The organism is Laspinema palackyanum D2c, assembly GCF_025370875.1.
In the GTDB taxonomy this organism is placed as follows: Bacteria; Cyanobacteriota; Cyanobacteriia; order Cyanobacteriales; family Laspinemataceae; genus Laspinema; species Laspinema palackyanum.
The window spans coordinates 1-26,379 of sequence record NZ_JAMXFD010000026.1 but is presented as its reverse complement, the minus strand read 5'-3'; the positions used below and the strand labels follow the sequence as shown (position 1 = coordinate 26,379).

General features: G+C 48.6%; 14 protein-coding genes. 11 read left to right on the top strand and 3 right to left on the bottom strand.

All coding sequences use genetic code 11. The features are described 5' to 3' along the window. The first annotated feature begins 126 nt into the window (after positions 1–126). Entirely contained in the window at positions 127–2,928 is a 2,802-nt protein-coding gene (locus NG795_RS22510; protein WP_367290877.1) for a class I SAM-dependent DNA methyltransferase, read from the top strand. Here NG795_RS22510 and NG795_RS22505 read toward each other — a convergent pair. Next, the gene (locus NG795_RS22505; protein WP_367290876.1) at positions 2,921–3,163 is read right to left on the bottom strand and encodes a hypothetical protein; all 243 of its coding nucleotides are present in this window, start codon (positions 3,161–3,163) and stop codon (positions 2,921–2,923) included. The genes NG795_RS22510 and NG795_RS22505 overlap by 8 nt on opposite strands. Positions 3,164–3,221: 58 nt before the next feature. Between NG795_RS22505 and NG795_RS22500 the strand changes: the two genes are divergently transcribed. The 8 genes from NG795_RS22500 (at position 3,222) to NG795_RS22465 (ending at position 16,351) form a co-directional block, all read left to right on the top strand. Further along, positions 3,222–6,116 (top strand): class I SAM-dependent DNA methyltransferase, encoded by a 2,895-nt coding sequence (locus NG795_RS22500; protein ID WP_367290875.1) that lies wholly within the window; start codon positions 3,222–3,224, stop codon positions 6,114–6,116. Positions 6,117–6,148: 32 nt separating this feature from the next. Next, the gene (locus NG795_RS22495) at positions 6,149–6,289 is read left to right on the top strand and encodes a DUF2281 domain-containing protein (RefSeq protein WP_367290874.1); all 141 of its coding nucleotides are present in this window, start codon (positions 6,149–6,151) and stop codon (positions 6,287–6,289) included. Positions 6,290–6,487: 198 nt separating this feature from the next. Beyond that, the gene (locus tag NG795_RS22490; RefSeq protein ID WP_367290873.1) at positions 6,488–6,895 is read left to right on the top strand and encodes a hypothetical protein; all 408 of its coding nucleotides are present in this window, start codon (positions 6,488–6,490) and stop codon (positions 6,893–6,895) included. A gap of 160 nt (positions 6,896–7,055) precedes the next feature. Continuing rightward, entirely contained in the window at positions 7,056–10,118 is a 3,063-nt protein-coding gene (locus NG795_RS22485; protein ID WP_367290872.1) for a glycoside hydrolase family 10-like protein, read from the top strand. A gap of 517 nt (positions 10,119–10,635) precedes the next feature. Further along, positions 10,636–11,412 (top strand): DUF2267 domain-containing protein, encoded by a 777-nt coding sequence (locus tag NG795_RS22480; RefSeq protein ID WP_367290871.1) that lies wholly within the window; start codon positions 10,636–10,638, stop codon positions 11,410–11,412. Positions 11,413–11,872: 460 nt separating this feature from the next. After that, a complete protein-coding gene (locus NG795_RS22475; RefSeq protein WP_367290870.1) occupies positions 11,873–12,085 on the top strand; it encodes a hypothetical protein in 213 nt (70 codons plus the stop codon). Positions 12,086–12,580: 495 nt separating this feature from the next. Next, entirely contained in the window at positions 12,581–13,147 is a 567-nt protein-coding gene (locus tag NG795_RS22470) for a zinc ribbon domain-containing protein (protein ID WP_367290869.1), read from the top strand. Positions 13,148–13,210: 63 nt separating this feature from the next. Next, complete coding sequence (locus NG795_RS22465; RefSeq protein WP_367290868.1) at positions 13,211–16,351, top strand: transglutaminase family protein; 3,141 nt, start codon at positions 13,211–13,213, stop codon at positions 16,349–16,351. A gap of 270 nt (positions 16,352–16,621) precedes the next feature. Here NG795_RS22465 and NG795_RS22460 read toward each other — a convergent pair whose 3' ends face one another. After that, positions 16,622–17,296, bottom strand: a complete 675-nt coding sequence (locus tag NG795_RS22460; RefSeq protein ID WP_367290867.1) for a lysozyme inhibitor LprI family protein — start codon at positions 17,294–17,296, stop codon at positions 16,622–16,624. Between the two features lie 158 nt (positions 17,297–17,454). Between NG795_RS22460 and NG795_RS22455 the strand changes: the two genes are divergently transcribed. Both NG795_RS22455 and NG795_RS22450 read left to right on the top strand, forming a co-directional pair. Further along, a complete protein-coding gene (locus NG795_RS22455) occupies positions 17,455–17,586 on the top strand; it encodes a hypothetical protein (protein ID WP_367290866.1) in 132 nt (43 codons plus the stop codon). 392 nt (positions 17,587–17,978) lie between these two features. Further along, positions 17,979–25,985 carry a CHAT domain-containing protein gene (locus NG795_RS22450; RefSeq protein WP_367290865.1) on the top strand — a complete coding sequence of 2,669 codons (8,007 nt, stop codon included), beginning with the start codon at positions 17,979–17,981 and terminating at the stop codon, positions 25,983–25,985. A 56-nt stretch (positions 25,986–26,041) separates the two neighbouring features. Here the strand turns inward: NG795_RS22450 and NG795_RS22445 are convergent. Then, a partial coding sequence (locus NG795_RS22445; protein ID WP_367290864.1) for a hypothetical protein occupies positions 26,042–26,379 on the bottom strand: 338 nt, incomplete at its 5' end.

The following is a 26,379-nucleotide window of genomic DNA, read 5'->3' as shown; positions in this document are numbered from 1 at the left end:
GGGGTGCAAAATTCCCAAAAGCCGATTGGCGTTTTTAAGGCGGTTTGGGGCGATCGACACCGGATCAAAGCATTCTTGTTTATTCACCCATTTGAGATATAATCACAGTCTTTTTTACTTGTCATTATGAATGCAGTTGAAATCGAAGAAGCCGTTTCCCAGTTAGCCGAAGCCCCTTTTGACCCGGAAGGGTTTCCGTTTGCTTTCCTGGAAGCGTTTGGGAACAAGGCGACGACAATCAAGCGGCTGAAAAGCGGTAATTTCAATCCATCGGATTTACCCGGGGGGGTGCTTCAGCGCAATAATATCCATTTGCAGGTTTGTCCAGAAGGGGAAGTGACTGCCACCTTGACAGCATTGCGTGAGAGTCCCGCTACGACTCGCTACAAGGTTAAGTTTATCCTGGCAACCGATGGCAAAAGTTTTGAGGCGGAAAATTTGGCGGATGGGGAAACCGTTGCCTGTGATTACCCAGAGTTTGCGGACCATTTTGGGTTTTTCTTGCCTTTGGCGGGGATTACCACGGTGCGGCAAATCCGGGAAAATGCCTTTGATATCAAGGCAACGGGTCGTCTGAATCGGCTTTATATGGAGTTACTCAAGCAGAATCCGGACTGGGATCGGGCGGAACACCGTGAGATGTTTAACCATTTCATGGCGCGGCTGATTTTCTGTTTTTTTGCTGAGGATACGAATATTTTCCATAGTGAGGGGTTGTTTACGGCGACTATTACCCAGATGAGTGCGCCGGATGCTTCTAATACCCATGAGGTGATTTCGGAGGTGTTTCGGGCGATGAACACTCCCCTGAAGAAGCGAGAGGAGGCAGGGATTCGCAATTGGGCGGATCGGTTTCCTTATGTGAATGGGGGGCTGTTTTCTGGGAGTCTGGAGGTGCCGCGTTTTAGCAAGATTGCGCGATCGTATCTGCTTCATGTGGGTAATTTGGACTGGAAGCGGATTAATCCTGATATTTTTGGGTCGATGATTCAGGCGGTGGCGGATGAGGAGGAACGCGGCGCTTTGGGGATGCACTATACCAGTGTGCCGAATATCCTCAAAGTGCTGAATCCGTTGTTTTTGGATGATTTACGGGAGCAATTAGAAGCAGCGGGAACTCATCCTCGGAAGTTGCAGAATTTGCGGGAACGGATGGCCAGAATTCGGGTGTTTGATCCGGCTTGTGGATCGGGGAATTTTTTGGTGATTGCCTATAAGGAGATGCGGAAAATTGAGGCAAAAATTAATGAGTTGCTGGGTGAACTAACTCGCCCTTCTGAGATTCCTTTAACCAATTTTCGGGGGATTGAGATTCGTCATTTTGCCACGGAGATTGCGCGGTTGGCGTTGATTATTGCGGAGTTTCAATGTGATGTGTTGTATCGGGGGCCGCAGTTGGCTTTGTTGGAGTTTTTGCCGCTAAAAGCTGACAATTGGATTACTTGTGGGAATGCCTTGCGGTTGGATTGGTTGAGTCTTTGTCCGCCTACGGGTAAGGGGGTCACGGTGCAGCGTGAGGATTTGGATTTGTGGGGGGAAATGCGAGATGAGGCGGAAATTGAGTTTGAGAATGAGGGCGGGGAGACTTATATTTGTGGGAATCCGCCTTATAAAGGGAGCCAGTGGCAAACCACGGAACAAAAAGAAGACTTGCAGCATATCTTCGAGGCACGGACTAAAAATTGGGGTTCTCTCGACTATGTTTCAGGTTGGTTCATAAAGGCAGCGGACTACGGAACTCACACAAACTCCGCAGCAGCATTCGTATCGACCAATTCAATTTGCCAGGGACGACAGGTGGAGACTCTCTGGCCGCTTATTTTTGATACAAAGCATGAGATTATATTTGCCCACACGAGCTTCAAATGGGCAAATCTGGCCAGTCACAACGCTGGCGTGACCGTAGTAATTGTTGGAATTACAGCTACTCCTGTAAAAATACGAAAACTATTTTCTACCGATGATTACGGATGTGTGACTATCAAGGAAGCCATCAACATTAATGCTTATTTAGCAGCGGCAGCTAATATCGTTGTCAAGAAAGCAAATGAGCCTTTGTCTAGCATAGGAGAAATGTATTTTGGCAATATGGCAAATGATGGAGGGTTCCTTATTCTCAGCGCATCGGAAGCTAAACAAGCCACGAATCAGTTTGGTGTAGATTTGTCATATATTCGGCCCTTTTTGGGTTCTCAAGAGTTTATTCGGGGTCTTGAGCGGCGGTGTATTTGGGTGCTAGATTCAGATCAATCAAAAGCAACTCAAAATGAGTGGTTAAATGAACGTTTTAAATCTGTTAAACAACAGCGTTTTAAATCAAATCGAGCAACTACAAAGCAATTAGCCACAATTCCATTCAGGTTTGGTGAAGTTCGTCAAATTGGAACTGAAACGGTGCTGATTGTACCAAGTGTTTCATCCGAAAGCCGCGAATATTTACCTGTAGGATATTGTCCTTCCGGAACTATTGTTAGCAATCTCGCTTTTGCATTATTTGATGCCCCCCTCTGGAACATGGCGCTGATTGCCTCCCGTCTTCACCTCGTCTGGATTGCCACCGTCTGTGGCAAGCTCAAAACCGATTTTCGCTACTCCAATACTCTCGGCTGGAATACCTTTCCTGTCCCCACTCTCACCGAACAAAACAAAATCGACCTCACCCGTTGCGCGGAGGAGATTTTGTTAGCGCGAGAGCATTATTTCCCCGCTACTATTGCAGATATGTACGATCGCGATCGCATGGATAGCGAATTCCCCCTAGTCCGGGAGGCACACGATCGCAATGACGAAATCCTCGAACGCATCTACATCGGTCGCCGCTTCAAAAACGACACGGAACGTCTAGAAAAACTGTTTGAAATGTACAGTAAAATGACCACTCAGCAAAAGCCTGGGAAAAAGTCTGCTCAAGGGAAAAAGGCTAAATAAAGAGAAGAGATTTCCCTTGTTTTAGGGCAATAATGCTCCGGCTTTGGCTTTCAGTAACTTTTTCTTCATTATATTCTCCCCTAACTGTATAAAATAGCGATGTGAGTGGCGATCGCAGATGTTGGGTGAGTGAGGATGATTTAGATCGTCCTTTGTATCGGTGAACGGTTCTATCACGGATCTGTCCAGGTGGGGCGATCGCCACTGTAGGATAAAAAGATGAGGATACGGTCATCAATTCCCGACAGAACCGCCCCTGATCCAAGGCCCTTGAGTGCTTGATAGTCTGAATTATGAACGCAGTTGAAATCGAAGAAGCCGTTTCCCAGTTAGCCGAAGCCCCTTTTGACCCGGAAGCGTTCCCCTTTGCTTTCCTGGAAGCCTTTGGGAACAAGGCGACGACTATCAAGCGGCTGAAAAGCAGTAACTTCAATCCATCGGATTTACCCGGTGGGGTGCTTCAGCGCAATACTATCCATTTGCAGGTTTGTCCAGAAGGGGAAGTTACCGCCACCCTCACCGCTTTGCGTGAGAGTTCCGCTACAACTCGCTACAAGGTTAAGTTTATCCTGGCAACGGATGGCAAAAGTTTTGAGGCGGAAAATTTGGTCGATGGTGAGACAGTTGCTTGCAACTACCCCAATTTTTCCGACCATTTCGGCTTTTTCTTGCCCTTGGCAGGGATTACCACAGTGCGGCAAATCCGGGAAAATGCGGTTGATATCAAGGCAACGGGTCGTCTGAATCGGCTATATATGGAGTTACTCAAGCAGAATCCCGACTGGGATAAAGCGGAACACCGGGAGAGGTTTAACCATTTCATGGCGCGGCTGATTTTCTGTTTCTTTGCTGAGGATACCCATATTTTCCATAGTGAGGGGTTGTTTACGGCGACTATTACCCAGATGAGTGCCCCCGATGCTTCTAATACCCATGAGGTGCTCTCGGAAGTGTTTCGGGCGATGAATACTCCTTTAAAGGACCGAAAGGCAGCGGGGATTTGCAGTTGGGCGGATCGGTTTCCTTATGTGAATGGAGGGCTGTTTGGCCCTCATCCCCTAACCCCTTCTCCCAAGACGGGAGAAGGGGGACAAGAAGGTATATCTCCCCTCTCCCACCCGGGGAGAGGGGTCGGGGGTGAGGGTCTTGTGCCGCGTTTTAACAAAATTGCCCGTTCTTATTTGCTTCATGTGGGAAATCTGGACTGGAAAAAGATTAATCCCGATATTTTCGGGTCGATGATTCAAGCGGTGGCGGATGAGGAGGAACGCGGCGCTTTGGGGATGCACTATACCAGTGTGCCGAATATTCTCAAAGTGCTGAATCCGTTGTTTTTGGATGATTTACGGAGTCAGTTGGAAGAGGCGGGGGAGAATCGCCGCAAATTGTTGAATTTACGGCAACGGATAGCGCGAATTCGGGTGTTTGACCCGGCTTGTGGGTCGGGGAATTTTCTGGTGATTGCGTATAAGGAAATGCGGAAAATTGAGGCAGAAATTAACCGTCGTCGGGAAGATGTGGAACACCGTTCTGAGATTCCTTTAACCAATTTTCGGGGGATAGAAATTCGCCATTTTGCGGCAGAGGTGGCGCGGTTGGCGTTGATTATTTCCGAGTTTCAGTGTGATGTGTTGTATCGGGTGCCGCAGTTGGCTTTGTGGGAGTTTCTGCCCCTGCAAAATGATAATTGGATAACCTGTGGGAATGCGTTGCGGTTGGATTGGTTGAGTTTATGTCCACCCACGGGAACGGGGGTGAAGGTGCAGCGTGACGATTTGGATTGGTGGGGGGAAACGCGGGAGCAGGCAGAGATTGAGTTTGAGAATGAGGGGGGAGAAACTTATATTTGTGGGAATCCGCCTTATTTGGGTTCCAAGTGGCAATCCCAGGAACAGAAGGATGATTTACAACAAATTTTTGATAGTCGTACAAAACATTGGAAGTCGCTGGATTATGTGTCGGGTTGGTTTATGAAGGCGGCAGATTATGGAACTCAGACCCATTCTGCGGCGGCATTTGTATCGACAAATTCGATTTGTCAAGGGCAACAAGTGCCGATTCTTTGGCCGCTAATTTTTGAAACCGGACATGAGATTGCTTTCGCACATACCTCGTTCAACTGGGCGAATCTGGCGAGTCATAATGCTGGGGTGACGGTTTCTATTATTGGAATTGCAAGCGAGCCTGCCACTATGCGACGGTTATTTTCCATCACTGACGAAGAAACACTTTTTGAGCGCAGTGTTGGATACATCAATGCGTATCTCGTCGCCGGTTCAAATTGTCGGGTTGAACAAGTCCGGAATCCACTGTCAGAAGTATCGCCTATGTTGTTTGGCAATATGCCAAGAGACGGCGGAAATTTGATTTTGGATGGTGAGGAACGAGCGAATATATTGAAAACTTATTCTGCTCTTGAGCGCTTTATTCGTCCCTATTTGGGAGCAGAAGAAATGATACAGGGTAAGCGCAGGTGGTGCATTTGGATTGAGAATTCTGATTCAGCCATTGCCAGTGAACATCCCTATTTAAAAAAAGTACAAGAAAAGGTTAGGCAGTTTCGTTTAGCCAGCAAAGCAGGATCTACACGCGATTTTGCTTCGCGCCCTTATCGGTTTGTACAAATCGCTGGCACCGCCAGAAATCACGCTCTGGTAGTTGCAAAAGTATCATCGGAGAAAAGACATTATATCCCGGTTGATTTATTGGAGGGTAGAGCGATCGCCAGTGATCTTCTATTCGCTCTCTACGATGCACCCCTGTGGAACATGGCGCTAATCGCCTCACGGCTGCACTTAGTCTGGATCGCCACCGTTTGCGGCAAGCTAAAAACCGATTTTCGCTACTCCAACACTCTCGGCTGGAATACCTTCCCTGTCCCCACTTTAACGGAACAAAACAAAACTGATATGACCCGTTGCGCGGAAGAAATCCTATTAGCCCGAGAGCATTATTTCCCGGCTACAATTGCCGATATGTACGCTCCAGAACGGCTGGATAGGGAATTCCCCCGAGTCCGGGAAGCGCACGATCGCAATGATGAAATTATCGAACGCATCTACATCGGTCGCCGCTTCAAAAATGACACCGAACGGCTAGAAAAACTGTTTGAAATGTACAGTAAAATGACCCGCCAGCAAAACTCCGGGAAAAAGTTAGGAACCGGCAAAACCCAAGGTGCTAAATAGTTTAAAAAATCACCCAATCCATTAAGAGTTTAATGAGGTCTAAAACAACAGGACAACGGGAAAACTTGATTGCCTCAATCAATACCCTGCCCGATGAAATGCTGAATGAGCTTGCCAGTTTTATTGAATACCTACGCTATAAAACAGTCCAGCAGCAGAGGACCCCACCCTAACCCGGACCAAGACACAGGGGAGGGGACCGGAGGTGGAGTTAAGCGGAAAAACCTACCCTTGTAAGACCCTAACCCTCCCTAAGACAGAGGGGAAGGGCGCATCAGGTGAAGTTAATATAATAGCCAGCCCCTTAACAATGCCAATCGGCTTGATAGAATGGGGGAAGCGTCCATCTTAATCATCAGGATAAATTAGTTATGTCAAAGTCTAGCCCACCCCCTTCATTTAATATTCATAAATTAAGAGAACTTCAAATCCGATTAGATCGGGACAAAGATTTAGGGAAGTTCTGGAATTTTTATATGGACCGATTTATTGATCATCCCGAATTTCTGGATTTTGGCGCACCTGTTGATCATCCTTTTTTGAAAGAAGTCATCCCGCTAATTACTCAAAAACTTTTTAAAAAAGACCCCCAGAATATGTTGCTCATCAAGATTCCTGAATATGAGTTTATTCATGGGAGTTTTACGGTAGAGAATGAGATTGGGGGAGTCATTTATTTTGAGAAAAAGCGGAAGGGAGTGGCCGCCATATCAGACCCTAATCGTACAGGACAGGTGCAGTATTCTCGCTTCACCGGGCATCCCGTAGATAATAACTGAAGTCATTGTAGGGTGGGCACTGCCCACATCGCGTAGTAGGGCTGACAAGGCAGGTGGGCAGTGCCCACCCTACGGATCTTGGGCTCTATCGGATTCGCTCCTAAAGTTGTTAGAATTGCTCCTTGACTGTCTTGACGCAGGAATAAGGAACAACAGTGTGATGAGCGATCGCCGTTATCATCTGAGAAAATCTTTGAAAAAGGTGCAATTCTGGCTCGACCCGATCATCTACACCCACCGGGGCAAGGGGCCATCGATTCCCAACCGAGGGCAATGGGTTATGGGGACTGTGGTGGCGAGTTTAGGGCTCCTCAGTGCCCCAGTCCCCGGGGCGATCGCACAGCCGACTCCACCGGGAACGAACATTCCTGAAACCTCCCTAAGTCAAACGGCACCCGAAACGACTCCGGGTCGAGTGCCCTCCCAACCCCTGACGGAAAACTCCGCATTGCGCTTAGGAGTGGTCCGCAGTTCGGAAAATCAAGCCCAATGGGAGGCGATCGATGCCCGCTTACGGGCGGCAGGATTGGTTTATGAGACGATTGAACTCGATCGCCTGTTGGATGATGCCCGCGAGGCCAATATTACCGTCCTGTTTATCCCCAATATTGCCACCTGGACCGTGGAACAGGCCCTGGCCCTGGAAAGTTTACTCAGTCAAGGGGTTCATGCGATCGTCTCAGGACCGTTAGGAGTGAATTCCGCAGCGGGGATTCGTCACGCTTTAACTGCCACCCTGGGGGGAACTTGGCAAGGTCCGTTGTCCCAACCGACGCCGATGGAACCCCTCTATTGCCGGACTGAAATGCTCTGTCCCTCCAATTGGATTCCCCCAGAGGTCAACCGCATCGCCATTCCTGGGGGAATTTTAGCGCCGAGTGGCTATAACACCGAAGTGATGACCACCTGGGGTCCTGCACCGGGGAATCCAGCGGTTCTAGTTAGCGATCGCACGACCTTTTTCGGCTGGGAATGGGGCAACCATGCAGATGTAGAGTATGATAGCGCCTGGTTACGGGCGGCCCTCCTGCGAAGTGAACTCCAACGGGGACCCCTAGTCAATCGCACGATAGCGGGTCAGGAGAATCCCCCACCCCCGCCTGAATCTCAGGCCCCATCATCTCCCGCCCAAAGTGAGGCAGAACAATTGCGGGAAGCGCAGATGCAACGGAGGCAACAGCCAGAAGCGGCCCCCGCCAGTAGTCCGGTTCCAGCACCCGCGCCCGTCCCCCAAGCACCGGCACGTCCCTCTCCTGGGGATACTCTCCCCTCCTTTCCCGGGAGTGCGGTTCCCTCCCAGAGGACAACGGCACAAGTAGCAGAGATTGAACTGGGTGAGTTGGATCCGGCGGAAGAAACGGCACCTCCGGGACTGATGGTGGAGCAAGGGCCATTGCCGATTCCCTCGTTCCAGGCGATCGAGATGCGGCAAGAATTGGAAAATCTCTTAGGACGGGTGGAAACTGCCTTGATTACTGCTTCCGTCCATGCTCAAGGTCCTGAGCAAGCTCGTTTTGAGACTGATGAGGAGATGACGGATAAAATTTCCGTCGCTTCTACATCCCTGGATTCGGTGGGGGAGAAGAAAGAGACGGACACTGGGGAGGCGATCGCCCAGATAGAACAGGCGTTTGTTCCTACTCATGAGGCGATCGTCACGGCGCGATCGCTGCTGTTGGAATTCCCCCAATTAGTTCAGCAACAGGACTATGCCGGTGCTCGCGCTAAATGGGTGGAAATTCGCGATCTCCTGTGGGAAAACTATCCCACCAATGGCGTACTCGCTCAACCGGAAATCCGCGCAATCTGGTTAGATCGCGGTTCCATTGTGCGGGCGGGCTCAGAACAGGGTCTAGCCCGGATTTTTGACAATCTCGCCGCTACGGGGATTAATACGGTCTTTTTTGAAACCATCAATGCCGGATATCCGATTTATCCCTCCCAGGTGGCACCGCAGCAGAATCCCTTAATTGCAAATTGGGACCCCCTAGCTGTAGCGGTCAAACTAGCTCACGATCGCGGCATGGAGTTACACGCCTGGGTTTGGACCTTTGCTGCCGGGAATCAGCGACACAATGTTTTACTCAATTTAGACCCGAATTATCCCGGTCCTGTGATTGCAGCTAATCCCGATTGGGCGGGTTATACCAACCAGGGACAGATGATTCCCCCAGGACAAACGAAGCCTTTTTTGGACCCGGCAAATCCCGAGGTTCGCAGTTATTTGTTAAATCTCTTGGAGGAAATTGCGACTCGGTATGAAGTGGATGGGGTGCAGTTAGATTATATTCGATATCCTTTTCAGGACCCGAGTGCGGAACGCACTTATGGATATGGGAAGGTGGCGCGCCAGGAGTTTCAGAATTTAACCGGCGTAGACCCGATGACGATTCGTCCAAGCGATCGCGATTTGTGGCAGCAATGGACTGATTTTCGGGTGCGTCAAATTGATAGTTTTGTCGCTGATGCCTCTCAACTGCTGCGGACTCTGCGTTCTGACTTAATCTTGTCCGTGGCAGTGTTTCCCTTGAATCCTCACGATCGCCGCAACAAAATTCAACAAAATTGGGAAGAATGGGCCCGTCGCGGGGAGGTTGACTTAGTTGTACCCATGACTTATGCAATGGATACAAACCGCCTAGAACAGTTGGCGCAACCTTGGATTAATCAGGAAGATCTAGGTGCGGCTTTGATATTACCGGCGATTCGGCTGTTGGATTTACCGGAGATTATTGCCGTAGACCAAATCCAGGCGTTAAGGAATCAGTCGGTGGGAGGATATGCGCTGTTTGCGGCAGAAAATCTTAACCCGGTGTTGAATGGAATTTTTCAGCGGACTCAAGGACCTTCTGCTTTAGGCGATCGCACTCCCATTCCCTACCGCGAACCCTTTGCTGCTGCTGTTGCTCGCTTTACCGGATTGCAACGGGAATGGCAATTTCTGCGGGATACTGAAGAGTTGTCCATGAGAGAGGTTGACTTGAGCCAGTTTAAGGATAAGGGATTGCAATTAACTCAAGCCTTGGACCAGTTGGCGAGTGATCCTTCCAGGCCAAATCTTGAGCAAGCCCGTTCGGTTTTGAGGGAATTTCGCGGCCAGTTTCGGGGTTGGATGAATCTCTATTCTTTGCAAAAACCCTATCAGATTGAAACTTGGGAAAATCGTCTCCAAACCCTGGAGGATTTATTAAGTTACGGCGAGCAGTTCCTGTTGCAACGATGATCGGGATCACCGGGTTGGACCTCCTTGAATTCATCGTAAACCCTCCGCCGAACTCACGGGGGAATAGGGTATCTCTATGAAATGGCAAAAGTCATAGGATGCCCTGTTATTCCGAGTAACCGGGTTAAATCGGGGGGATTTTGAATAATTCTAATGATTTTAAAAGGGATTTCCTCTTAAATTCCAGGGATTTTAACCGAGGCCAATAAAAATCCCAGGTTCCCTAATTTCCTTCTGTAGGCTGAAAGGGTTGTCATCCTACAGGCAGAGGATTTTTTCTAGCCCCAACGATAGGGTAGGGAAAGACTAAATAAATGTCAGCAATCCTTGGTTCATTGCCCGGGGATGAGTTTTTAATAAACTTAATCCGATTCTCTCTGAAAATGAGGGGTTAGCGGGAGCGGCAGAATTTTACCTGACCGGGGGGATTTTGCAGTAAAGTTAACCTTTTTAAATCAGGGGAATTACCAGGGCGATCGCACCTAGGGATTGCCGGTAAAAAACTTTGGAGAATTTTATGACAATCGGACTCCGTGATGATGTAGCTTACATCGTTTTGAAAAAAATTAAGGAAAGCAGCCAAAATCAGGCAGATGCTCAAGTCAACTTGAACCTGATGGATTTTTCTGAGCAAGAAGTCACCCAGAAAGAATTGCTCGACAATTTAGACTACTTGAATGAAAAAGCCTATATTAAGGCTCAGGTTAGTGGCAATTCAGAGGAGGGCAATTCCGCCTCTCCTATTATTTTGGAACAAGCCACGTTAACCGAGAAAGGTCGCCAAACTCTTAAAAAAATGGAGTCTCATTCTCCCGCTGATGGGTTTGGGCGTCCCCGGGTTCCCATTGCGACTGAGAATGTGGGATTTCTGGAAAAGGTGATGCTGGAAGCGAACCTAAATGATATCTTTGATGCCCGGGATTTGACCGTGGTGGTGTATCGGGTCATGCGAGATGTGATGACCACTGAAGCTGCCGATCGCATTGGCGCAGAACTCCATACCGAAGCCCAACCCACTGCCGATAAAACCCTGAACATGGAAGTGGCAGATTTATGGAAAGATACGAATCCCTTTGTGGGATTTATTAGCCGGATCCGTCAGCCTTTAATTATTAAAGACGATCGCTTTTTATTCCGGATTGCTCAGGAAGGTTCGATGCCGGAATTCACCGATGCAGAACGAGTGGTTAAAGCCGTATTTGCCGCCACCAAAGAGCAACTTTCCAGTGAGCGAATTGCAGAAATTGCCCAATGGCTACCCGGTAAGGTGAAGGAACTCTGGAATCAAGCCTAAATCTGAGGGTTATCACGATAGGATAACCTCTTGAGGCGCAGTCTCCGCACCTCAACCGGCAAGGGAGACTGCGCCTCAAACCGTTGATGGGCAGCAGGTAAGTTGAGCTTGGCTGTCCTCTCCATGTAACTTGAGAGGGAAGGGACCTCTGTGCCCGGACTTGCGCCTCAACCCTACATCTATAGGGTTGATATTAAATCTGGGGCAAGTCCGGTTTGCCCCAATTTTATTGAAGTCAGATGGCGAAGTTTTAAGAAACTTCACAAACCTGGGGAAACCCTGGGAAAGAAGGGGAGGCGAATGCTCCACAGATAATGGCGCAATCCCTTGATAGGAATGGTTTTCAGTGACTGCTATCACTCCCGCTTACCGATCGCGATCGCGACATTACACCAAAAACATCACACCCGTCAAGGGGAAAAACACATAAATTAGAAAAGTAAGAACCTATAATTTAACCGTGATTATACTTATGTCCGCCTCTCATCGGTCATCAGAATCTACCATAGGCGAACTGACGGAAAAAATTCTGAATTCTCGTCGAATTAGCCGTCAAGATCAATCCCAATTGATGCGCCTCCTCTGCGGCAGTTATCTCGGAGAACGAGAACAAGACTTAGTTGATAAAATTTATCAGGGATTACATCTGGGATTAATCAAAGTGGTGGAGTGAAAAGTCGGCCCCCAAACTGATAGTTATTCAAGAATTCACGAGGTTTTTCCTTTATATTTAAACCGACGGTTGATGTTAGTTACCAGACTACCTGTTTACCCCTCATCAAGCCCGTTGCCATAACCGGGTTCTTGACTCGGATCAGTTTCACTGTACTTTTATTAGACTTATTCCCAAACTCTATCAAGCCCCCCAGTTTGTCATCAATTCTTGATGTTGGGCACCTCTTCACGGAAACTATTCCGCATTTTGTCACCGTTTCTTGATATCGAGAAACCCTTCCCAGACCCTCTCAACTCTTCCCCGGGTTCAGAGGCAATAGCAGGGGCAGGTTCTGCTAGAGAACCCAACGGAATCTGAAAATTTGGGGGGTGGTTTATTAAATAATCCTGCGTTTAATTTCAATTTGTTTCGTTTCCGATTCAAGGGTTGTTTCTGTCCCAAACTATCCTAAACTAGAAAAGATCCTCGTTTAATAACGTTTGAGGTTCGGTTATGGCATATTTGTGTAACCTGGGTAATGGCCAGCAGGTTTTTGTTGACAATCAGGACAATCAAACGATTGTGACCCTCAGTGGGACTGTTCCCGGGCAACAGCAGCAATCAAGTAGCGGATTTTACACGGGAAAATGGACCGCCCTCCCGATTTTATATCGCCATGCCGGGGGTTTCATTTTGCGAATAGAAAGCGATCGCGGTCCGCATTATGTGCAGTTGCAAGGGTCCTCCATGAGTGCGATCGGCACGACCCCGAATTTGGAGACGGCTGAAGTGCTACCCATGCAAACCGTAGAACCCCCCCCAGCGGCGACAATGGAACCCATGAAACCAATGGAACCCATGAAACCAATGGAACCCATGAAACCAATGGAACCCATGAAACCCATGAAAATGGGGGATATGGAAATGCGAATGAATCCGATGGAAATGCGGATGGGAAATATGTCCATGAATATAGGAGAATCGACCCAATCTTACCGGCAAAATTTTTGTCCCCAATGCGGTGCGCCGGTGAAAGAAAATGACCGTTTTTGTGCGAATTGCGGTCAGCGCTTATCCTAGGCGATCGCCCGCTTAATTCCCCCCACCTCTTCTTTCCATTGCACTCTCCCTGCGTCACCCTAAATGTCTGTTAAAGTTGCCCTCAACCATCAAACAATCTACCGTTTTGATCGCCCTGCGGTTTTGGGTCCCCATGTCCTCCGCTTGCGTCCCTCTCCCCACTGCCGCACCCCGATTCAAAGTTATGCCTTAAACATTACACCGGAGAATCATTCCCTGTATTGGCGACAAGGAGTTTTCGGTGATTTTATGGCCCGAGTGAACTTCCCTGAAATGAGTAGTCACCTCCAGATTCAGGTAGATTTAATCGCCGAACTTCATCCCATCAATCCCTTTGATTTCTTAGTGGAACAGTACGCCAGTTCCTACCCCTTTACCTACGACGAACAACTCGCCGCTGAACTGCAACCCTGTTTGCAAATTCAAGAATCCGGACCCGGGTTAACTGAATGGGTGAATCAACTGGAAAAATCCAACCCCTTCATCACCACATTTATTGGCAACCTCAGCCAAAAACTCCAACAGGATATCGCCTATACCGTCCGCTTTGAACCGGGAATTCAAACCTGTGAAGAAACTCTCTCCAAACGCCTCGGTTCCTGTCGCGATACCGCTTGGTTATTAGTCCAAATTTTGCGGCATTGTGGGTTAGCGGCGCGATTTGTCTCCGGCTATTTAATCCAGCTCAAACCCGATGAAACCCCCTTAGAAGGTCCTCCGGGACCGGAGGCAGATAAAGCAGATTTACACGCTTGGGCCGAAGTATATCTCCCAGGGGCCGGATGGATTGGACTCGACCCCACCTCGGGAATCCTCACCGCTGAGGGACATATTCCCCTCGCGGCGGCGGCTGACCCCAAAAATGCCGAACCTGTCACCGGCTCAATCGGTCCTTGTGAGAGCGATTTAACCTATTCCGTCACTGTAACCCGGATGGAAGAACAACCGAGGGTGACTCAATTTTATACAAAAGAACAATGGCAAGTCATCACCCAGTTAGGTGAGACAGTCGAGGCGCAGTTACAAGCGGCAGATGTGCGATTAACAATGGGGGGAGAACCGACCTTTGTTTCCCAGGACGATCGCGAGTCGGCTCAATGGCACACTGGGGCGCTAGGGACAGAAAAACGCCAGTTAGCCTGGGGGTTGCTCGGCCAATTACGCACACGCTTCGCCCCCGGAGGACTCTTGCATGAGGGTCAAGGCAAGTGGTATCCCGGGGAACCCTTACCCCGCTGGGCATTAGGCTGTTATTGGCGCAAGGATGGGGTTCCGATTTGGCACAGTCCCCTTCCGGAAACCGGGGATACAAATTATACCCCCAAAGATGCTCAAATTTTCATCACCGCAGTTGCCCAACGGCTAGGGGTGGATACAAACTGTATCATCGCCGCTTATGACAAAAATCCGGACAAAGACCTCTGTGCTTATGTTCTGCCCTTAATTTGGACTAAAAGGGATGGGACAGAGGGCTGGGTAACAGGTCCTTGGCATCCCCCAGGCGATCGCCTCGCCTTAATTGCCGGAGATTCTCCCGCAGGGTTTCGCTTACCCCTGAGTGCGATGAATTGGGCAGCGGAGGAAGAACTCCAAACCGAAGCAGAAGTCAATCCCGAGGACAGTTTTCACCCGTTGGGGGATATCTTGAATCGAGTCCGCAGTCGAGTAGGTGAGAAACCTCACCGGGTGGATACCGTTAACAGCGTTAAAGTCGCGGTATGTGTGGAAGTGCGAGAGGGAAACTTGTACTGTTTCATGCCGCCGATTAGTGCCGCAGAAAACTACCTCGATGCGATCGCCTCTATCGAAGATGCTGCCAGCGAAACCGGCTATGCCATCCACATTGAAGGATTTACCCCACCGCGCGATCGGCGTCTGCAAGGCTTTCAAATCACCCCAGATCCCGGCGTAATCGAAGTCAATCTGCATCCTGCCGCGAATTGGCAAGAACTGGTGGAAACCACAACCTGTCTCTACGAAGAAGCCCGACTCTGCCGCCTAGATGCGGAAAAATACACCAAAGATGGAATCCGCATCGGCACTGGAGGCGGTTCTCACATCACCCTAGGCGGCCCAAGCCTAGAGGAGAGTCCTGTACTCCGTCGTCCCGACTTACTGCGGAGTTTAATCACTTACTGGCAGCACCATCCCAGCTTATCTTACCTATTTTCCGGCTTATTTATCGGGGCCACCAGCCAATCCCCGCGAGTCGATGAAGGGCGGTTTGAAAATTTATATGAACTAGAAATCGCCCTGGCACATTTAGTCCCCAAAACCGAGGTTCCCCCCAACGTCATCGATCGCCTGTTACGGAACCTCCTGATCGATGTCACCGGCAACACTCATCGCAGTGAGTTTTGCATCGATAAACTGTATCCGGTGGAAAATTGGAAAAATCAACTGGGATTGCTGGAATTACGGGGCTTTGAAATGCCCCCTCATCCGCACATGGCACTGGTCCTGGGATTACTGATTCGCGCCCTGGTTGCCCGCTTTTGGCAACAACCCTACAGCGGAAATTTGGTGCGCTGGGGGACGATTTTACACGATCGCTTCTTATTGCCGTATTACATCGCCCTGGATTTTCGGGATATCCTGCGGGAGTTAACCGATAGCGGTTATCCCTTTGAGTGGGAGTGGTTTGAGCCATTTTTAGAGTTCCGGTTTCCTCGATATGGGGCGATCGTGCGAGAGGGAGTTGAACTGGAACTGCGACGGGCGATCGAACCCTGGTATGTGTTAGGAGAAGAAGCCACAACCACAGGGACAGCAAGGTATGTAGACTCCTCAATGGAGCGCATCCAGGTCCTGTTGAGGAATGCCACCCCGGGACGGCATAGTGTCACCTGTAACGGCTATCCCGTGCCCTTACAAGGGACGGATACAGCAGGAGAATGTGTAGCAGGAGTCCGCTATCGTGCCCGCACAGTAGCAGCAGGACTACATCCGGCGATCGACCCTCATGTTCCTTTAGTCTTTGATATCGTGGATACCTGGCAGAGGCGATCGCTCGGAGGTTGCACTTACTACGCCGAACATCCAGGGGGTGTAGACTGGAGTACCTTCCCCCTCAACTCCCGGGAAGCTCATAGCCGACTGATTACGCGGTTTGTTCCCTTGGGACATACTCCAGGGGAGATTCAGGTGCGATCGGTTTTACCCAGTCGGGAATATCCTCTCACCTTGGATTTACGGAGGGTATAGGGAGGATTGGGGGGGGAGGCAACCGCCTGGGAACCCCTCCCTAACCCTCCCCAAGAATCAGGAGAGGGGACCGGAAAGAGGAGAGGGGACCGGAAAAACCTCCTCTCGTCTCATGGCTCCGCAGTGACAAGGCCCTGTTGCGGCTCTGCCGCCTAATACCTTTATCAAACAAACTCTCTCACTTCATAAGGTATATAAAAAAGACTGGGGAATAGCCTAATTTCCCCAGTCTAAAATCCTTAAAAACCTGTTACTAAAACCCCTTAAGGGTTACAATCCACTGTATCCTAAATGCTCTTCCAACTGAGCCGTCCGGACCTCAGTCAGCCGAATTTGACACATATTAAATCCGGCATTCCCGCCGCCGCTACGCTCAAACTCACAGAGAGCATCGCGATATTTAATCCAATCCAATTGTGCGGTCCTTAACTGTTCTTTGCGTTTCCCTGAAAGTTGTCGCATCACCTGCTGATAGACCTCATTGAGCCGGTTATCAGCCACTTGATAACTTTGTCCTTCCGCTGGTGGAATTTCGCCCCAACTATACTGATAAAGCTCAAAGGTTCTAATGTCCGTTAAATCCGCTAAACAGCCCGATCGCAGCATCGGTTGCATCGTTCCCCCTTCGGCGAAACTGCTGTAAAAGGTGCATTCAGAATCCCGAAAGGTAATCCAAGCGCGTTGTGCCGTGACTAATTGTTGCCGTCTGGTATTGGACAGTTCCGGGATCACCGCTTGATAAATTTCATTAAGTTCGCGATCGCTCGCCTGCCACCGTTCTCCCGCACAAGCATTCATTTCAGATTGACTGCGCGGATTGTTGCAATTGAGTCGGGGTTGAGCAACTACATTCGGTTGATTCCACATGAGGGCGATCGCAGTCATTCCCCCTAGTCCCAATCCTCCCAACCCGCGCCAAACTTGATCTCGATTGATCTCTTTCATAGTGCTTTAACTCTCCTTTGCGGACAATTACTGCACCCTGAGCGTTGTCCCAGAGTTTAACACGCCCCCGTCTGGTATCCAGCCGACAGCAACCCTAAATTTGAATTTCACAGCTATATTATAGCATTTTCTTTGAGATTGACAAGCACAAATTCTGCTTGAATTCCCTACAGTTGCAGCGAGAAAACATCACCCAACTTTCAACGGAACTCTATCCTCTGAAAATCGCAACCACTCCCCCAAGGATTTGGCAAGAGCGATCGCCCCCACCTCTAGGACTTCCGGTGTGATTTTCCCTGACCCTTCCTAAACATTTATCGAGGATCCTTTAAAAAATTGTACTTTTGGCTAGGTACAGGGAGGGCGTGGTATGGTATAATTGCATCTTAACTACTTTAAATCCACCCTATTTTCCCCCCTCTCCCAGGACCCCAAGAGATAAAACCTTGTGAGGCCCTGTCTTGTTGTACCTCAACAGGAGATAGGTGATAGGGCAAGACACAGCAGTGTACTCAAGTCCCAAACCGAGGGGAGATTTGGCAGACCCTCATGGGATTTCGCGTTGGAGAAGCGTTGGCAGGGGTGACCCTATTGGGAGCAAAACCCTCTAAAAAATTAATTGAATTCAATCACAATTTTAGAGAATACTTTGTTGTTTATTGAGCTAAATTGAGTCAAAATTATGAACAACCAACTCAGGGCGATCGCCTCTCTACTCCTCCTCTCCTATCTAACCGGAACCGCCAAATCCACCCATGCCCAACCCATCACCCCCGCTGCCGATGGCACCGGCACAATTGTCAATCCCGATGGACCACAATTTAATATTGAAGGCGGACAACTCTCTAAAGATGGCGCAAATTTATTCCATAGTTTTGAACAATTTGGACTCGATACCGGACAGGTTGCTAATTTTATCTCTAACCCCGAAATTCAACACATTTTAGGACGAATTACTGGGGGAGATGCCTCCATTATTAACGGATTAATTCAACTCACCGGCGGCAATTCTAACCTCTACCTCATGAACCCGGCAGGGATATTATTTGGACCCAACGCTCAGTTAAATGTCCCCGCCGACTTTTTCGCGACAACTGCCACGGGAATCGGATTCAGTGAAGGCAATTGGTTTAATGCCGTAGGCGATAATTCTTGGTCTAACCTAGTCGGAACCCCCGCTCAATTTGCCTTGGAGACTCTCCAACCCGGTGCAATTATTAACCAAGGGAACTTAACCCTAGAACCGGGTCAAAATTTAACCCTATTAGGAGGAACCCTCCTCAACAGCGGCACTTTATCTGCCCCGGGTGGCAATATAACCATTGCAGCAGTTCCCGGAGAGAGTGTCGTCCGGATTTCTCAAGAGAATCATCTCTTAAGTTTAGACATCAGAACCAGCATATCAGGACTAGAACTTCCCACCCCCCAATCTTTACCCGAATTGCTAACAGGTTCGGGGGTAACTCATGCCAATCAAGTCACTGTTAACCCTGATGGCAGCGTACAATTATCCAGTTCAGAAATTCCCATTCAAACCCAAACCGGAGATAATATTGCAGCAGGAACTATCACCACCTCCCAAGGACAAATTGCCCTCTTAGGAAATCGCATTGCTGTTATTGATGCCGATATCAACGCATCGGGAATCAATGGCGCAGGGACTATCCTCATCGGCGGTGACTATCAAGGAAATGGCTCAATTCCCAATGCTGTGCAAACCTTTATTAGTCCCAACACCACCATTCATGCTGATGCCATAGAAAGCGGAAATGGGGGACGAGTCATTATTTGGGCCGATGAAACCACCCAATTTTTTGGCAATATTAGCGCCAAAGGAGGGCCAGAATTGGGGGATGGCGGATTTGTAGAAGTTTCGGGATTAGAGTTTTTAGAATACCAGGGTCAAGTTGATACCTTTGCCCCCAAGGGAAACCTCGGCACTTTATTATTAGACCCTACCAATATAGAAATAGTCGCCGCAGGGACAGGGGAAACATTGAACTTGAATCAAGTCACTGCCTTTAATCAACCTGATATAGGCGCAGATGGGGATACAAGACTGGATGTAACGGCGATTAACAATGCCACCGCTAACATAATTTTACAAGCTACTAATGACATTATATTTAATGCAGCTATTAATAATCAAACTCCAGGAGTAGGACTAAGGGCTACCGCCGGAAACGATATTATAGTCAACGCTAATATTACTCTGAATCAAGGAAATATTGACTTAAGTGCAGAGGGAGGAATAGCGATTACCAATGCCATCATTAATACTGGGGGTGGGAATTTCACTGGGGAAGGTATGGGCAGTGCTACTTCCAATAGTGGAATTGATATTACCAATAATAGTACAATTGAGGCGAGTGGCGGGGATATTAGCCTAACAGGGCGCGGTTTCAATGGACTAGCCAATAATACGGGAATTCGTCTATTTAATAACAGTAGGGTGGAAACTGCCGGAAATGGTACAATCCGATTAGAAGGCACTGGTGGTAACGGCACTGATTCCAACAATGGGATATCTTTGACTACTAATAGCACGGTGCGATCGCAAAATGGAGATATAACCTTTCTAGGCAGTAGTAATGGGACAGGAAACCTCAATGCAGGTATTTCACTTGTAAATTTCAGCAGAGTGGAATCCACAGGCGGGGCAATCTTCATAGAAGGCAGGGGCAGTCAAGGTACAGGGAGCAACAACTTTGGAATTACTTTATTTAATACATCCACTATAAATTCTAAAACTGGAAATCTCACTATAGTAGGACAGAGCGGGACAGGGGAATATACCGATGGGGTAATTATTAGAAATAGTACGGTTTCAACAGGGGGAACGGGAATAATCGAGCTAATTGGCATAGTTAATAGTAATGGACTGGACGAAAATGATGGAATATTTCTTCAACAATCTACTGTTCGATCTGAAGAAGGCAATATAAGGCTTTTTGGTAGAGGGAATGGAACTGGAAATTCCAATAGTGGCATCGATTTGGAAGGGAGCAACATAGAATCAACCAGTGGAGGGATTACGATAGAAGGCATCGGTGGTAATGGTCTCACTGAGAACAGGGGGATATTTGTTAGTAACACTCCAGAGACTATCAGAACTATTATTAAGTCAGGAACTGGAGATATCACCCTCACTGGTACTGGTGGCAACGGCATGGAAGAAAGCAACCAAGGCGTTACTCTTCAAAATGGCAGCAGCGTGCAATCCACAGGAGGGGCGATCGCCATCACCGGCACTGGCGGCACTGGCACGAATCTCAACACGGGGATAATTGTTGATACCGGCACAACCGTATTAGGGAACGGAGATATCACCCTCACCGGCACTGGTGGCGAAGGCACGGGACGATACAACGAAGGTGTTACGCTTCAAGGTGGCAGCAGGGTGGAATCCACAGGTGGTGCAGTCGCCATCGAAGGCAGAGGCGGCACTGGCACGCTTGGAAACCTCGGGATATTTGTTGATAGCACAACCTTATTCGGGAAGGGAGATATCACCCTCACTGGAAACGGTGGCGACGGCACGGCAGGACAGAACGCCGGGGTTGGCCTTAGTAACAGTATTGTATCTACAGGTGGGGCGATCGCCATCGAAGGCAGAGGCGGCAGTGGCACCGATGAGAGCATTGGGATAGGGGTTAATAACACAACCACCATATTCGGGAACGGAAATATTATTCTCACTGGCATTGGTGGCGACGGCACCGGGCAAAATAACCGAGGTGTTCGTCTTCTAGGGGGTAGCATGGTGCAATCCACAGGGGGTGCAGTCGCCATCACCGGCATCGGCGGTACTGGCACTAATGATAACGAAGGGATATTTGTTAATACCAACACAACCGTATTAGGAAACGGAAATATCACCCTCACCGGCACTGGCGGCGGCGCAGAAGAATTTAACCCAGGCGTTGTTCTTCTCAATGGCAGCAGGGTGGAATCCACAGGGGGGGCGATCGCGATTACAGGCACTGGCGGCACTGGCACAAATGGGAATACCGGGATATTTGTTGGCATTGACACAGACGGCATAGAGACTAACACAACCATCCAGTCCGGAAATGGAAATATTACTCTCCGGGGTACCGGCAAGGGTACGGGAGAAAATAATCAAGGTATTTTTCTGTTAACCACTCTCAATAACACCGAACCTGATAATGTTTCTCCCGTCACTAACATTGAATCAACGGGAACCGGCACTATTACCCTGGAAGGGATGGGTGCAAATGGTGTGGAGGGGATTCGGTTAGAGAATAGCTTTATCAACCAGATGGGAACCGGCAGTGGCGATGTCATTCTCCGCAGTAACGATATCCGCCTCATCGGTGAAACTCGCATTTTTACCACTGGTATGCTCACTTTAGAACCGATCGCCCCCGGTCGTGATATTTCCCTCAATAATACTACCGCCGAGTACGATATCACTACCGAAGAATTGCTGATGTTAGAGGTTCCCCGTGGCATTCTCACCCTGGGTTCGGAAACAATCGGCAATATTTATCTCGGTTCTTTAGATGAAACCATTGACCTTAGTGATGCTAATTATGACCTGACTCTGAAAACGGGTCAAGGGATTTATGTTAATGGAGACCTGATTGCAAATACCCGGAATCTGACCCTAGATGGTGGGGTTAATCTTGTCAATCCTGCTACCTTTACCACTAATTCGGGGAATATTACCTTTACGCAGACTATTGATGGAAACTCTAATTTTACTTTAAATTCGGGAAGCGGCAATATCGCTATAGAGGGGGCTGTAGGCAGTCAATCCGAGTTAGGTAACCTCACCATTTTGAATGCCAACCATGTCACAACTGAATCTATAACCGCCACAAGTTTGACTCAATTGGCGGGGACAGGAAGCACCATCTTTAACGGCGAAATTGTGACAACTGGCGCAAATGGGATTAATCTGACCACCAATCAGATGAGGTTTAATGCTCCGATTACGACAACGGGAGGCGGTGGCGTAACCCTGGACAATACAGAAGGTTTAGAAATTGCTGCACCTTTGAATTTAGAGGGGGTCTTCCAGCAAACTGGCATGGGAAGCGTCATCCTCAACAGCGAAATTACAACCAACCATCATAATATCGAGTTTACTGCACCTGTCACCCTAACCGGAGCGGCGAGTTTAAATGCTGGAACCGGGGGTTTAGTTTTTACTTCCCCTCTGGATGCGCTTAATCATCCCCTCACCTTAACTGCCGGACAAATTGAATTTAATGGACCCGTTACTGGAACCAATACGCTGACGTTGCAACCGGCAACAACGACCCAGAATATGACTCTGGGGGATAATAATTTGGACCCAGAGAGCTTACATCTAACCCGCACGGAGTTGGAGTATATCCAAGATGGATTTACCGCCATTACCTTGGGACGTCCTGACTCATCGGGAACGATTTCTATTGTTAATCCTCTGACATTTTTGGACCCGGTGGCGATAAAAGCAGGTTCGGGGATACTGGTGGTGAATGGGACGATTACGGGTTCAGGTAATGCCTCTCTTGCCTTGAATGCGACTACCATTAAGCTAAATGCTGATATTATCACAGCGCATAATGATATTGCTTTAACTGGAAATGTAATTCTTGGAACTGATATTACTCTGGACACGAATAGCGAAGGGGGTGATATTACCGTTGTTGGAAATATTGACAGTGATTCCGGCAATATGCCGCTACGCAATTTAACGTTAAATGCCGGAACAGGTGCGATTAATCTCAGGGGAAATCTGGGTGAAATAACGCCGTTACAGAGTGTAACAGTGACGAGTGACAGGGGGATAGTTCAAGGAAATGTGATGACTGATGGAGGGGATATCACCTTTAATGGGGCGATCGCCCTCGCTGAAGCGCTACAACTCTCTACCGGAGAAGGTGGGGGAAATATCACCTTTGCTGGAACCCTGGACAGTGAGACGAACCAGGGGCAAAATTTGACCCTGAGTGCCGGAACTGGGGCAATTATCTTTAACGGTGTCGTAGGCAGTCTGCAACCCTTGGGTAATTTGGATATATTGAATGCCGGAAATATTACGGCATTGGATACAATATCAGCAGCAAGTTTCCGCGCCTTGAGTAGCGGAACGATTACGCTGCAAGGGAACTTAACCACCACCGCTGCACTGGGAGTCCAAATCCAGTCTGAAAATCTGCTGACTGTTGCTGATATGACAACCAACGGACAACCGCTAAACCTGGAAAGTCAAACTGCAAGCGTCACTACTGGGAATTTAGATACATCTTCTGCCACCACTGGCGGAGCAATTACACTCACCAGTAAGAAAGGGGAAATTACTACCGGAAATCTCACCGCATCCGGGGTAACCCAGGGGGGAGATATTACTATAATTGCTGAAATTGCCATTACTGCTGGAGAGATTGACTCCAGTGCCACCCTCGGAGATGCCGGGAATGTATTCCTAGACCCGATTGGGGATATCCAAGTTTCCTGGATTAACGCACAAGGGGGAACAAATGGTACAGGCGGTGACGTATCTATCTCAACCACCGGAGGATTTTTCCGCGCTATGGAGTCCTTTGCCAGTGAGTATTCTCCCACCGGGTTTGCTAGTATTTCCACCGCTGGCGGGACGGGTGGTGGGAGTATCACTCTGAACCACGCCGGAGGGAAAGCTGGCGATCCGATTGCAGGATTTGAAATAGGGAATCCCGCGTTAAACGGCACTGAGGATGTGGTGATTACAGGGACATCGGTCCTCAATCTGGGGGAAGTCTTTCCAGATTCTTTTACTCGGGGAAATATTACGATTACAACTGATGATATTACACCGGAACCGACACCGGAACCGACACCGGAACCGGCAACCACAGGGACACCGACAACATCTCAGAATCCCATCCTCCCAGAGACACTTCCAGAGGAACCCGCCTCAACACCGCCACCCGTATCGGCACCGACACCCCCGGAAATTGTCCCCCAGGAACCCATTTCCCCACTGGAACCTGTAGGAACGCGGGAAATTCCCCAGGAACTGGCAGTCAATGACAATTTGCCACAACCGGAACCCATCCAACCCCCGAGAATTACACGGACACCAGGCATTACAGCGGAACCGATTCTCACAGTTTCTCCCCCACTCAGTCTGCCGATGTTATCGCCTCCTACTGAACCAGAACCAGTAGTCAGTGCCACTCTACCTCCGGAAATTACCCCTGACCCGGAACCGACTGCTGTAGTCGGGGAAGGTTTACCGATTTATACTATAGAAAATATAGAGAATATAGAAATTTCTCCCTCACGGGGACAAGTCTCTGGACGCTCTAATGAGCGGACTGAAGTGGCGATCGCCCCCCTCAAGTTAGATACCCAGATTATGACCCTGGAAGAAGCGTTTTCTCGGGAGTATATGGCCTATTTTGGCTATCCTGACGAGACCCTTGAACTCCTATCGCTCGATGAAATCCAGGAAGTGCTTCTAGCAACGGAGGAAATCACCGAAGTCAAAACAGCGGTGATTTATATCATGTTTGGACGAAAGGATTTTAAGGAAAATTCAGCACTGCTTTGTCCCACCAGCGATCGCCTAGAAGAGGACCGTGGCGATCGCGCCTGGGAAAAAGAGTTAGGATCGCCTTGTGACCCCCATCCCGAAGATCCCGTCGAGTTGTTCGTAGTCACAGGAGTTGAAGAACCTCTGCGTTTTCAAATCCCCGAAGCGCATCGCGAATTAGTGGTACAATTGGCCCGGGACTTACGAACCCAAGTCACGGATTTTAAGCTACAGTTTACGGATAATTATTTAGAAACAGCTCAAGCATTACATCATTTAGTGATGGAACCCATTGAACTGGCCTTAAAAGAACGCGGCATTCAAAATCTCGTGTTTATTCCTGATGCTGGATTGCGATCAATTCCCTTTGCGGCACTCCATAATGGAGAAAATTTTCTGATTGAAGACTACAGTATGGCCTTGGTTCCGAGTTTTAGTTTAACTCAACCTCGCTATACGAATTTAAAAAATGAGCGAGTCCTGGCAATGGGTTCTACCCAATTTGATAACTTACCGCCATTACCTGCGGTTTCAGTGGAATTAAATACAATTATTTGCCGAAATCAGGCGCACCGAAATAACTGCTGGCCCGGTGAAGTCTTTTTAAATGAATCATTTACATTCACTACCCTAACTCAGCGGGGAAAATCGGGAGATTTCAAAATGATTCATCTGGCCACTCATGCGGATTTTCAGCCGGGAGAACCGGAAAATTCTTATATTCAATTGTGGGATAAACGGGTTAATTTTCCGGAAATGAAGGAGTTGCAATGGACGGACCCTCAAGTTGAATTATTAGTGTTGAGTTCTTGTCGAACTGCGGTAGGAGATGAACAGGCGGAGTTAGGATTTGCCGGGTTAGCATTGCAGTCGGGGGTGAAATCTGCGATCGCCTCGGTGTGGTATGTCAGTGATGAGGCCACATTAGGATTAATGAGCGAATTGTATCAGCAGTTGCGATCGGCCCCCATTCGTGCGGAAGGGTTACGCCGCGCACAACTGCAACTCTTGCGCGGGGAGGTCCGATTTGAGGGGGGACAATTGGTGGGTTCTGATGCGGCGATCGCCTTACCCCAGGAATTAGAACACCTGAATGGAATGGACCTTTCCCATCCTTACTATTGGTCCGGATTTATCACAATTGGTAGTCCGTGGTAATCTGGAAAAATGGCGATTTTTTTTACAGAGAATCGCCCTTTTTTCCAGTTAACCCCTTATTCTAATAAGACCAAGGACTGAAGAATTTGCTCGAATTCCAGAGGGGAAATACTGGTATTGCTGCCACACAAATAACCCTGTTCTTCCACTCGCGCAGCATAGTAAGGCGAACGACCCGATCGCCCGGTGGCGGGGAAATTATATAATCCCGGTTGGGGAGTTCTTAATTGTTCCGAAATGGGGGTATTTCTCTCTCCGGGAATTTCCCCAAATCTAATCTCAACTTCTCCTAAAAGAGCAGTTTGAGTGGTATAATGACTTACGGTTCGCTCATTTTTAAAAAAGTAAAAAAGATGGCAATTAAATTGGATTTTGATGACAAAAAAACAAAAGA

Bases quoted from the DNA above. Each gene is read 5' to 3' on its own strand.
- NG795_RS22470 (WP_367290869.1), top strand. From the start codon at position 12,581: ATGGCATATTTGTGTAACCTGGGTAATGGCCAGCAGGTTTTTGTTGAC.
- NG795_RS22460 (WP_367290867.1), bottom strand. From the start codon at position 17,296: ATGAAAGAGATCAATCGAGATCAAGTTTGGCGCGGGTTGGGAGGATTG.
- NG795_RS22500 (WP_367290875.1), top strand. From the start codon at position 3,222: ATGAACGCAGTTGAAATCGAAGAAGCCGTTTCCCAGTTAGCCGAAGCC.
- NG795_RS22510 (WP_367290877.1), top strand. From the start codon at position 127: ATGAATGCAGTTGAAATCGAAGAAGCCGTTTCCCAGTTAGCCGAAGCC.
- NG795_RS22465 (WP_367290868.1), top strand. From the start codon at position 13,211: ATGTCTGTTAAAGTTGCCCTCAACCATCAAACAATCTACCGTTTTGAT.
- NG795_RS22490 (WP_367290873.1), top strand. From the start codon at position 6,488: ATGTCAAAGTCTAGCCCACCCCCTTCATTTAATATTCATAAATTAAGA.
- NG795_RS22495 (WP_367290874.1), top strand. From the start codon at position 6,149: ATGAGGTCTAAAACAACAGGACAACGGGAAAACTTGATTGCCTCAATC.
- NG795_RS22480 (WP_367290871.1), top strand. From the start codon at position 10,636: ATGACAATCGGACTCCGTGATGATGTAGCTTACATCGTTTTGAAAAAA.
- NG795_RS22450 (WP_367290865.1), top strand. From the start codon at position 17,979: ATGAACAACCAACTCAGGGCGATCGCCTCTCTACTCCTCCTCTCCTAT.
- NG795_RS22485 (WP_367290872.1), top strand. From the start codon at position 7,056: ATGAGCGATCGCCGTTATCATCTGAGAAAATCTTTGAAAAAGGTGCAA.
- NG795_RS22505 (WP_367290876.1), bottom strand. From the start codon at position 3,163: ATGACCGTATCCTCATCTTTTTATCCTACAGTGGCGATCGCCCCACCT.